The organism is Frankia sp. AvcI1 (assembly GCF_001420875.1).
Lineage (GTDB): Bacteria > Actinomycetota > Actinomycetes > Frankiales > Frankiaceae > Frankia > Frankia alni.
Genome location: NZ_LJFZ01000005.1, coordinates 310,864 through 320,357, shown reverse-complemented (window position 1 = coordinate 320,357; position 9,494 = coordinate 310,864). Strand labels below are relative to the sequence as shown.

Below are 9,494 nucleotides of genomic sequence, written 5' to 3'. Positions count from 1 at the left end.
CGTCGCTGATCATCCCTAGAGGGATCGCAACGTGCCTCGGTGAACCAGAGGAGGAAGCGCGCCAGGTCGCTGATCATCCCTGGAGGGATCGCAACTTGTGTTCGCCAGATCGACCCCGCCATGAAACATCACGGTCGCTGATCATCCCAGGAGGGATCGCAACGCGGTCCGCCGGACGGCCGTTGGAGGCCAGGCTCCGACCATCATCTCGACGATCATGGGGTTCGGTAGCGTCGAGCGNCAACCGAGGCCGATTGCGGTGCGTTCTGTGCGGTCTGGGCCCGCTGACCGTGCATTCCGTACCGCAGTGCGGCCACACGTCCGACGGACATGGTGTTTGGCGGAGCTGCACGCTGTGAACGGCCTCCGTCGGCCGCGAGCCTTCGCCCATGGTGCAGCGGACCCTCGGTTCCGCGGAACCGCGGCCCGTTTGGACGATGCCCGGCCAGCGGCGGACACTCCCGGATCGGGTCGAAACGACAAGGTCAGGGCGATCGGTGGTTCCCGCCAACGCGTGCCTTGGTGATCGTGTCAGGTGGGGTGAGGTGGGCGGTGAGGGCGGCGGCTGTTGCGGCGAGCAGGGGGGCGGCGCGGCGCGCGGCCGGGGCGGACGGTGCTGTCACGGAGAGCGCCGCGGCCGGGCCGGCCTCGCCCATCGGACCCACCGGGGCGGCGATCTCGCACTCCCCCAGGCGTCGCTCCTCCTGAGTGGTCGCGAGCGAACCGCGGCGGATGTCGGCGAGCTGGCGCAGGAGTAGCCCCGGCGCGGTGACGGTGTACGGGGTGATCCTCACCAGGTTGCCGAGGATCTGCCGGCGCAGGTCGTCCGGGCCGTGGGCCAGCAGGAGTTTGCCCGCCGCCGTCGCGTGAAGCGGCAGGTGCGAGCCCGCGGCCCCCGTCTCACCCAGCTCGTCCACGACGAGCAGCCGGTCGCCGTCGAGGCAGGTGAGGGTGACGGCCCGACCGGTCGCCGTCCGCAGGCCGCGCAGGTAGGGCTGGCCGGCTTCGGCGAGCCGACGCTGGCAGGGGACCTGACCGCCCAGCACCCACAGTCGGGTCCCGAGCCGATACGACCCGTCCGCCTGGCGTTCCAGCCCTCCCCACGCCACGAGTTCCCGCACGAGCCGCAGCGCCGTCGGCAACGGCAGGCCGGTCCGCGCCGCGATCGTCGTCAGCCGCAGGCAGGTCGCCCCGTCGAACACGTCCAGGACAGCCAGCGCCCTTCCTACCGCCGACATGCCACCGCTACCGCCATCACCGCCACCGCCTTCCGGACGCCGCGCCGTCCCCAGGCGTCGCGCGATCGCGTCACGGCCGGGCACTCCGAGCACTCACCACCGCGCCGCTTTCACCTGATGAAACCGGACGCTACCGCCCTGGCGCCGCCACCGGGCAACCTGTGGATTCCCCGATCCGCACCGACGCCCCTGGGAGGCCCGCGCATGCTGCTGGACCTGTCGTCCGACGAGCTGTTGTCCACCACCCGGGCGGTCCGCCACCGGCTGGACCTGTCCCGGCCGGTGCCGTGGGAGCTCATCCAGGAGTGCGTCGAGCTCGCCGTGCAGGCACCGACGGGCCGCAACCGGCAGCGCTGGCACTTCGTCGTCGTCACTGACTCCGAGCGGCGCCGAGCGCTCGCGGACGTCTTCCGGCGGGCGGTCGCCGCGGCCGACCCGCACGCCAGCCCGCTGACGCGGTGCGACGTCGAGCGAATGAACGCCTACCCAGAGTCACTGGCCGGGATTGGCAGCGGTTTCCGGCACCTCTACGACAACATCCACCGGGTGCCCGCGCTCGTCGTCCCCTGTGTGGAGGGACGGACCGACGGCGCGTCCGTCCTCGCCCAGGCGATGACCTGGGGCTCGATCCTGCCGGCCGTGTGGAGCTTCATGCTCGCCGCCCGCGCGCGGGGGTTGGGCACGGTGTGGACGACCGCGCAGGCGCCCCTCGAACGCGAGATGGCCNCGCTGCTGGGCGTCCCGTACGACCGGGTGATGCTGGCCGCGTTCATCCCCCTCGCCTACACCCTAGGCACCGACTTCCGACCGGCTCCCCGCGNCCCCCTCGACCAGGTGCTGCACCGCAACCACTGGTAACGGCGAAGGCGGCGGCAGGCTCTGGGGAAGCCGGGCGGGACTACGGCTTGCGGGCTATGCCGCCGTAGCCGCTGACCTGGGCGTCGGTGAGCTCGGGTGGGACGTCGGCGTCGGGGCGCCAGCGGTGCAGGGGCTGGACGCCCGGCTCGACCGGCTCCAGGCCGACGAACAGGGACTCCACCTCGGCGCGGCTGCGAGCCGCGGCGGGGATGCCCCGGTCCAGGTAGGTCTGGACGAGCCGCGCCACCCCCGGGTCGTAGTCGGCCGTCGAGTGGGTGATGACGACGTGGCTGCCGGACGGCAGGCCGTCGACGAGGCGGCGCACGATGCCGTGCGGGTCGTGGTCGTCGGGGAAGAAGTGGAAGATCGCGATGAGGGAGAGNGCGACCGGCCTGGTCAGGTCGAACGTCGAGCGCAGCTCCGCGGAGTCGAGGATGNTCGCCGGGTCGTGCAGGTCGGCGTGGAGGTANGCGGTGCGCCCCTGGGCCGTGCTGGTCAGCAACGCGCGGGCGTGGGTGAGCACGATGGGTACCAGCCCCGGGATACACATGCCCCTGCCCTACGCGTCCACCGACCCTCGGATGTTGTACGTTTGTTGTACAGTGGAGTCATGAGTGTCGGATTCCGCCCCACCGAAGAGGACCTCCGGATCGTTGAGGCCAACCGCCGCCAGGACGAGAAGACCAGTGACGTCATCCGGCGCGCTCTGCGACTGCTGGACCGGGAGGCGTGGGAGGTGCGTGCCCGCGAGGACATGCACCGGCTGCGGAATGAGGACCTGTCCGCCGAGCCCGATGCGTGGGAGTACGACACCAACGGCAACATCGTGATCACAGGTACGAACCTCGCGGTACCAGCCAGGTCCCAGGACCACCCGTGATCCGCGGCGCCGTATACCCGGTGGACCTCGGCGACGCCAAGCGCGGGCATGAACAGCGGGGACGTCGACTCGGCCTCGCCCTGAGCATGGANCAGAACGCGTGGTCCACGGTCACGATCGTGCCCACGTCGACCAGCGCACAGGCGTCCGCCTTCAGACCAGAGGTGATCATTACGGGACGGTCGACCAGGATCCTGATCGACCAGATCCGTACCATCGACAGCTCCTATGTCACGGGTGAACTCGTGGACTACCTCTCCCGCGACGACATGGNCCAGGTCGAGCACATCCTCTCGCGCTACCTCGGCCTGCTGCGCTGAGCGCATCGCCTGGCTCCCGTACATCGATTTCCCCGCGCGACCGGGTGAAGACGGAGGTCCGACACAGCTGACAGACCTGTCGAGCTGTGCTTACCGCCCCCCGGCCGAGCCGCGCGGAATGTGCAACCCGGGTACGGACCCGGATACGACCCGATCACCAAAAGATGCAGGGCAGAACCCTGAGAACGGTACAAGGGCGGTCGGTACCACCCCTTGGTTGCATATGGAAGGCCGTGATCATCTTCCGCCTCGGTCTGCCGGCTGAGCGTCTCCGTTGGGCAAGCCGACCCGTACCGCAGGCGCGACAGCGCCGAGGAACGGGAGCGGCGCGTCAGCACTTCACGCGCTATCACCCGATTACAAGATTGGCCCGGCACGTCCGGACGCCCACGATCGTCCTTCGTTCGCGGTCACAGCCCTGACCGCGTCCACTGAAGTTCGCTCTGGTCGGCTGACGTCCTCGGGCTTAGCTGTACGGATGGCTGTACCGCACCGCGATGCTTGGCACCGCCCGACCGCACGACCTTGCTCTCGCGGGATAACTCCCGCCCCACACGGGACCGGCTTTAAGAGAGGCTCAAGGAAGACGGCTCCCCACCTCGCCGGTCCCGGAGGATGCTCAGTCAAGACAAAACTCGTTTCCCTCGATGTCCTGCATCACGATGCAGGAATCGTGGCCGTCATACAGCAGTCGCACACGCGCCGCGCCGAGCACGGCCAGTCGTGCGCATTCGGCTTCGAGCGTGACGAGGCGCTCTTCACCCACGAGCCCGGAGCCGACCCTCACGTCAAGATGCAGCCGATTCTTGACGACCTTTCCCTCGGGAACGCGCTGAAAGAACAGTCGCGGGCCCACACCTGAGGGATCAATGCAGGCAAACCATGAACCCTGATCCTCAGGAAACCGGGAGCCGTTGAAGTCGTCCCAGGTGGCGAACCCTTTCAGGGGAGGCGACACGACGTACCCCAGCACCTCACACCAAAAGCGAGCGACGCGCTCAGGTTCAGCGCAGTCAAAGGTGACTTGGAACTGCTTGATCGATGACATAGGCGCACCATAGCATGGGAGACCTTTGCTCATCTCCCGCATTTTGGCGGGAGGATGGCCCCTGGGAGCCGCTGCTGCGTGTCGTGNGGTCACAGGGGCCGAGCCGTGCATGTACAACGCGGGTATGGAATCGTTGTTCGCCCGATTGCCAAAAGATGCTGACGAGAAGCCTGAACCTACACCGGCACGATCGGGTCGTTGTCCGCGTAGACGACCCGGGCGTCGGGGGCGACGTCCTGCACGACCTCGTGCAGGTTCGGCGAGGTCGGGATGCCGGTTCCGACGTCGAGGAACTGCCGGATGCCCACCTCTGCGGCGAGGTAGCGGGCGGCCCTGACCAGGAACGCGCGGTTCTGGCGGGCGGCGAGCGGCGCGTTCGGGAACGCGGCGATGGCCTGCTCGGCGGCCTCGCGGTCGGCCGGGAAGTTGTCCTTCCCGCCGAGGTAGTAGTCGTACATCCGGGCCGAATGCGGCTGGTCGACGCGCAGATCCACCGGGCCGCTGCGGTGCCCGGCGTCGACGGAGGATCCCTGAGGCTCCGCAGCCCCCAGTCCAGTGTTACTCACCGCATCAACCCCCACCGGTGCGTCCAACTCGAAGAACCGAGCCAGAAAACCCTATCCCGCAGTGGATTCAGGAGTTGATGACGGCACGACGCACGAGGATGACGACGATCTAGTAATCATCCTCAGTAATTGACTCGCGGATGACGTCGCGGACCTGGGCGCGCAGCCAGCGGTGGGGGGCGTCGGCGTCGTAGCGGGGATGCCAGGCCAGGCACAGGGACAGGGACGGCAGGTCCAGGCCGAGATCGAGGGGCACGAGGCCGAGCGCGGCGAGCCTGTCCCGACCAAGCCGCCGCGGCGCCACGCCCACGAGATCGCTGTGCGCGACGAGCGACAGCGCGACGGTGTGTGACGAGACGGAGGCGACGACCGTGCGGCNCAGCCCGAGCGCCGCCAATGCCTCGTCGATCGGGCCAGACAGCCGGCCGCGGCGCGAGGCGACGACGTGCCGGGCGGCCGCGAGGCGCTGGGGGGTCAGCGGGCCCTCGGTGAGCGGGTGTCCGGCGCGGACCACGGCGATCGCCGAGTCCGCGCCGAGGGTCTCGACGCGGATCTCCGGCGCGGTGGAGTCGATCTGGCCGATCTCCAGGTCGGCGGTGCCGTCGCGCAGGGGGTCGGCCGACGGTGTCGGCTCCGGCAGGAAGCGCAGGCGCACGCGGGGAGCCTGGCGGGCCAGCCGGTCGAGCAGGCCGACGCCGATCGTCGCGACGAGCATGTCGCTGCTCAGGATGGTGAACGTTCGATCCAGGGTGGCGAGGTCCGGCGCCCCTACCGGCGCGAACACGGCGTGGGCACGTTGGACGAGGTCGTGTACCTCGGCGTGGATCTCCAGGGCGCGCGGGGTCGGGACCATCGTGTTGCCGGCGCGCACGAGGATCGGGTTGCCGGTGGCCCTGCGGATGCGTCCCAACGCCCGGCTCACCGCCGGCTCGGTGAGGTGCAGCCGCCGGGCCGCGCCGCTGACGCTCCGCTCGGCCAGCAGCGCGTCCAGGGTGACCAGCAGGTTGAGGTCGATGCCGGCGAGCGGTCGAGCCTCGGCGAATGCGCTGGACTCGCCGGAGGCGGCGGCAGGAAGGGCGACGGGACGAGCCGGGTCCGCGTCACCTCCGGAGGCGGCGGGCAGGTCGGCGGCGGAATGCATGACATGCATCCTCACATTGCCGTACTTGCATTTGAAGGCAGATCGTCGCCGTCCTACGCTCAGCCCTAACGACCTATCGCGATGTTACGCAAACCGTCGAGGAGCTGCCGTGGCCGCCGACTCCCCCACAGCCCCGCCCGCCGAGTCATCCGCTCCGGCGGGGCCGTCCGACCAAGCAGAGCCGTCCGACCAAGCAGAGCCGTCCGCTCCGGCCAGACCGCCGGCTGCCGCGGTTCGGCCGAAACCCGGGCGCCGGCGCCTGCTGGACCGGGTGTTGCTGCGGGTGCACGTGGCCGCGGTCGAACCGCTCGCCCGGCGGACCCGGCGCATCGTCCTCGCGGGCGAGCCGCTGACCGGGCTCGACTGGACGCCGGGACAGAACGTGACCGTCTTCCTCGCCGACCCGACCTCCCTCGCCTCCTGGCGCCACGGGCCCCGCGACCTCAAGCGCAGCTACTCCGTCTGGGACTATGACCCGGCCGGGCGGCTGGAGCTCGCCGTCTACGACCACGGCGGCGAGTCGCCGGGAGCGAGCTGGTCGCGGACGGTCCGGGCCGGCGACGGCGTGATCGTCACGAAGCCGGACGGGCGTCTCGTGGGCCGCCCCGGCGCGTCCCTGCACCTGTTCGCCGGGGACGACACCGCCGCGGTCCCGCTCGGCGCGATCCTGCGCAGCCTTCCCGAGACCGCGCGGTGCTTCGCCGTCTTCGAGTGCAACGAGCCGGCCGACGAGATCCCGCTGCCCGGGGCGTCGACGCCGACGTGGGTGCACCNCCACGGNGCGTCGGCCGCGAGCTCGGCGTTGCTGCCGGCCGCCGTCGCCGGGCTTGACCTGCCCGCCGAACCGGGCGTCGCGTACGTCGCCGGTGAGGCCCGCACCGTCCAGGCCGTGCGCGACCACCTGGTCAACGACCGCGGCTGGCCCCGCCGGGACGTCCTCACCCAGCCGTTCTGGACCCCGGGCAAGCGCGGCCTGGACTGACCCCGAGACCTCACGGACCCCTCGCACCCGACGAGGGCGGCAGGACCCAGATCATCGAACACTCCGAAGGGGATCGATTCCGCATGCCCACAGCTCTGCAGGACGCCGCCGTCAGCGCCGTCCTCGACCGATCGTTCGCCGCGGCCGAGAAGGACGCCATCACCCTGGAGGCCTTCCGGTCGGCGGTGGGGCCCGACCGGACCATCGGGGACTACACCCCGGCCGAGCTGGCCGACCTCGCCGCCGACGTCTACATGCCCGTGTCCCGGGAGGTCGGCACGCTGCTCTACCTGCTCGCCCGCGCGAACCGGCCGGNGCTGACCGTCGAGTTCGGCACGTCCTACGGCATCTCCGCGATCCATCTCGCGGCGGCCGTGCGGGACAACGGTGCCGGCCGCGTCATCACCACCGAGCTGTCGGCCACGAAGGCGAAGGCGGCGGCCGGGAACCTCGCCGAGGCCGGCCTGGCCGCGTTCGTCGAGATCCGGGCGGGCGACGCGTTCGAGACCCTGCGCGAGCTGCCCGGACCCATCGACCTGCTGCTCCTCGACGGCTGGAACCAGCTCTACTTGCCGCTGCTGCGCCTGCTCGAGCCCCAGTTGGCCTCGGACGCCCTCATCGTCGCCGACGACATCACCCTTTTCCCCGCGGAGACCCGCGACTACCTCGACTACGTCCGCACCCCCGGCAATGGCTACACAGGCGTCGAGATCCCTCTCGACGACGGCCTCGACCTCACTATCCGTCACTGACCACCCGTCACCAGGCGGCCGGGCCGGTGCGGTCGAAGTAGCCGCCGGTCGGGCCGTCGGCGCCGATCGTGNCCAGGCGAACGATGACCTCCGCGCCCTCCTCGACGGTCTGGGTGCCCTGGTGGCCGTTGAGGTCGGTGGCGGTGTAGCCGGGGTCGACGGTGTTGAACCGGATGGCGGGGAACGCCTTGGCGTACTGCGCGGTGATCATGACNAGCGCGGTCTTGGAGGAGTGGTAGTCCAGCCCCGTCACCTGGGACTCGATCCGGTTGGGGTCGTTGGTCGCCGCCAGCGAGCCGAGACCGCTGCCGACGTTGACGACGACCGGGGCGTCGCTGTCCGCCAACAGCGGCAGGAAGGCGCGCGTGACCCGCACAACGCCGAAGACATTCGTGTCGTAGGTGGCCAGCATGTCGGCCGCGGTGACCTCGCCGAGCCGGCCGAGCTTGCGCGCGCCGACGATCCCGGCGTTGTTGACCAGGACGTCGAGGCCGCCGGCCTCCGCGCGGACGGTCTTCGCGGCGGCCTCGACGGAACCCTCGTCGGTGACGTCGAGCTGGACGAAGCGGGCGCCGAGCCGCTCGGCCGCCTCCCGACCGCGGTCCGCGTCGCGCGCCCCGACGTAGACGGTGTGCCCGGCCTCGGTCAGGCGGCGGGCGGTCTCGAACCCGAGACCCTTGTTCGCTCCGGTGATCAGGGTGGTCGTCATTTCTTGGTCATCTCCGATGATCGGCGGACTGGTNTCGCCTCCACCGNCGCCGTACCCCGGGTCTGCAGCCAGTGCCCACCGTTGCCAGTGGACTGCCAGTACCAGGCTGTCCGGCGCCGCCGCCGGGATACTCAAACCGTGAGTGGATCCGGGGAACTGGGCCGGGCGCTGCGTGGCTGGCGCGACCGCACCGCCCCGGCCACGGTGGGGCTGCCCGTCGGCGGAGTGCGTCGGGCCGCCGGGCTGCGCCGCGAGGAACTGGCGCAGCTCGCCGGCCTGTCGGTGGACTACCTCGTCCGCCTGGAGCAGGGCCGGGCGACCTCCCCGTCCGCGCAGGTGCTGTCCGCGCTCGCCCGCGCCCTGCGCCTGTCGGCGGCGGAACGCGAGCACCTGTACCTGCTCGCGGGCCAGTGGGCGCCGGGTCCCGGGCAGGTGTCGGCGCACATCCCGCCGGGGGTCCGGCGGCTGCTCGACCAGCTCGACGGCGCGCCGCTGAGCGTGTGGGACGCGGCCTGGAACCTGATCCTGTGGAACCCGTTGTGGGCCGCCCTGATCGGGGACCCGTCCGCGCGGCCCGGACGGGAGCGCAACATCGTCTGGCTGCATTTCATCGACCCGCCGTGCCGGATCAGTAACACTCCCGAGCAGGAGGTCCGCTTCAGGGCGGCCATGGTCGGCGATCTGCGAGCGGCGGCCGCACGCTACCCTGCCGACGCCGGCCTGCGCGCCCTGATCAAGGACCTGAGGGACGCCAGCACCGCCTTCGCGGACCTGTGGGACGCCGGAGTCGTCGGCGTCCACGAGGCGGTCACCAAGACCGTCCACCACCCCACCGTCGGCGTGNTCACCCTCGACTGCGACGTGCTCACCGCTCCCGGCGCAGACCTGCGCATCGTCGCCTACACCGCCGCCCCCGGGAGCGACGCCGCCGACCGGCTCCGGCTCCTCACCGTCATCGGCACCGAGGCGATGACCGAAGACGGCACCCCGCGATAGCTCG

Annotated in this window: 7 protein-coding genes and 14 pseudogenes; 11 read left to right on the top strand and 10 right to left on the bottom strand. The window is 70.8% G+C overall.

Translation table 11 applies throughout. The annotated features are described in order from the left end of the window. Nucleotides 1–485: 485 nt before the first annotated feature. Nucleotides 486–1,238: an IclR family transcriptional regulator C-terminal domain-containing protein gene (locus tag UK94_RS08085; protein WP_055749288.1), complete on the bottom strand. Its 753-nt coding sequence runs from the start codon at nt 1,236–1,238 to the stop codon at nt 486–488. 117 nt (nt 1,239–1,355) lie between these two features. Here UK94_RS08085 and UK94_RS08080 point away from each other — a divergent pair. Further along, nucleotides 1,356–1,964 (top strand): annotated as a pseudogene (locus UK94_RS08080) (nitroreductase family protein); the annotation flags it as partial. Nucleotide 1,965: 1 nt separating this feature from the next. Beyond that, a pseudogene (locus UK94_RS73100) lies at nt 1,966–2,058 on the top strand (hypothetical protein); the annotation flags it as partial. 78 nt (nt 2,059–2,136) lie between these two features. Here UK94_RS73100 and UK94_RS08075 read toward each other — a convergent pair. The 3 pseudogenes from UK94_RS08075 to UK94_RS73095 all read right to left on the bottom strand — a co-directional run. After that, nucleotides 2,137–2,478 (bottom strand): annotated as a pseudogene (locus UK94_RS08075) (SAM-dependent methyltransferase); the annotation flags it as partial. A gap of 1 nt (nt 2,479) precedes the next feature. Continuing rightward, nucleotides 2,480–2,533: pseudogene (locus tag UK94_RS44175) on the bottom strand (hypothetical protein); the annotation flags it as partial. A 33-nt stretch (nt 2,534–2,566) separates the two neighbouring features. Continuing rightward, nucleotides 2,567–2,625: pseudogene (locus UK94_RS73095) on the bottom strand (hypothetical protein); the annotation flags it as partial. An 81-nt stretch (nt 2,626–2,706) separates the two neighbouring features. Here UK94_RS73095 and UK94_RS08070 point away from each other — a divergent pair. The 3 genes and pseudogenes from UK94_RS08070 to UK94_RS44160 form a co-directional block, all read left to right on the top strand. After that, nucleotides 2,707–2,976 (top strand): hypothetical protein, encoded by a 270-nt coding sequence (locus UK94_RS08070; RefSeq protein ID WP_011606673.1) that lies wholly within the window; start codon nt 2,707–2,709, stop codon nt 2,974–2,976. Continuing rightward, a pseudogene (locus UK94_RS75880) lies at nt 2,895–3,067 on the top strand (hypothetical protein); the annotation flags it as partial. The gene UK94_RS08070 and the pseudogene UK94_RS75880, both read left to right, overlap by 82 nt. 1 nt (nt 3,068) lies before the next feature. After that, nucleotides 3,069–3,249 (top strand): annotated as a pseudogene (locus UK94_RS44160) (type II toxin-antitoxin system PemK/MazF family toxin); the annotation flags it as partial. Nucleotides 3,250–3,915: 666 nt separating this feature from the next. Here the strand turns inward: UK94_RS44160 and UK94_RS32280 are convergent. The 4 genes and pseudogenes from UK94_RS32280 to UK94_RS08050 form a co-directional block, all read right to left on the bottom strand. Further along, nucleotides 3,916–4,344, bottom strand: coding sequence for a VOC family protein (locus UK94_RS32280; protein ID WP_095212599.1), 429 nt, complete (start codon nt 4,342–4,344; stop codon nt 3,916–3,918). Between the two features lie 185 nt (nt 4,345–4,529). Further along, nucleotides 4,530–4,895: pseudogene (locus tag UK94_RS08055) on the bottom strand (SAM-dependent methyltransferase); the annotation flags it as partial. A gap of 124 nt (nt 4,896–5,019) precedes the next feature. Next, nucleotides 5,020–5,288 (bottom strand): annotated as a pseudogene (locus tag UK94_RS44155) (LysR substrate-binding domain-containing protein); the annotation flags it as partial. A gap of 1 nt (nt 5,289) precedes the next feature. Beyond that, nucleotides 5,290–6,051 (bottom strand): LysR family transcriptional regulator (locus UK94_RS08050; protein WP_235486957.1); only part of this gene is annotated, 762 nt, incomplete at its 3' end. Between UK94_RS08050 and UK94_RS75875 the strand changes: the two are divergent. The 4 genes and pseudogenes from UK94_RS75875 to UK94_RS08040 all read left to right on the top strand — a co-directional run. Continuing rightward, a pseudogene (locus tag UK94_RS75875) lies at nt 6,050–6,824 on the top strand (siderophore-interacting protein); the annotation flags it as partial. The gene UK94_RS08050 and the pseudogene UK94_RS75875 overlap by 2 nt on opposite strands. Nucleotides 6,825–6,832: 8 nt before the next feature. Beyond that, on the top strand, nt 6,833–7,033 hold a 201-nt coding region (locus UK94_RS44150), incomplete at its 5' end, for an SIP domain-containing protein (protein WP_235486954.1). Nucleotides 7,034–7,116: 83 nt separating this feature from the next. After that, nucleotides 7,117–7,348 (top strand): annotated as a pseudogene (locus UK94_RS75870) (methyltransferase); the annotation flags it as partial. Between the two features lies 1 nt (nt 7,349). Then, the coding region (locus UK94_RS08040; RefSeq protein ID WP_235486952.1) for a class I SAM-dependent methyltransferase at nt 7,350–7,785 on the top strand (436 nt) is incomplete at its 5' end. A 72-nt stretch (nt 7,786–7,857) separates the two neighbouring features. On the opposite strand, the pseudogene UK94_RS44145 reads toward UK94_RS08040, so the two are convergent. Beyond that, nucleotides 7,858–7,999: pseudogene (locus UK94_RS44145) on the bottom strand (short-chain dehydrogenase); the annotation flags it as partial. A gap of 1 nt (nt 8,000) precedes the next feature. Then, on the bottom strand, nt 8,001–8,494 hold a 494-nt coding region (locus tag UK94_RS08035; protein ID WP_235486951.1), incomplete at its 3' end, for an SDR family NAD(P)-dependent oxidoreductase. A gap of 87 nt (nt 8,495–8,581) precedes the next feature. Between UK94_RS08035 and UK94_RS08030 the strand changes: the two are divergent. Beyond that, nucleotides 8,582–9,337, top strand: a pseudogene (locus UK94_RS08030) (helix-turn-helix transcriptional regulator); the annotation flags it as partial. Nucleotide 9,338: 1 nt separating this feature from the next. Continuing rightward, nucleotides 9,339–9,490 (top strand): annotated as a pseudogene (locus UK94_RS44140) (transcriptional regulator); the annotation flags it as partial. Nucleotides 9,491–9,494 lie beyond the last annotated feature (4 nt).

Bases quoted from the DNA above. Each gene is read 5' to 3' on its own strand.
- UK94_RS08085 (WP_055749288.1), bottom strand. From the start codon at position 1,238: ATGTCGGCGGTAGGAAGGGCGCTGGCTGTCCTGGACGTGTTCGACGGG.
- UK94_RS08070 (WP_011606673.1), top strand. From the start codon at position 2,707: ATGAGTGTCGGATTCCGCCCCACCGAAGAGGACCTCCGGATCGTTGAG.
- UK94_RS32280 (WP_095212599.1), bottom strand. From the start codon at position 4,344: ATGTCATCGATCAAGCAGTTCCAAGTCACCTTTGACTGCGCTGAACCT.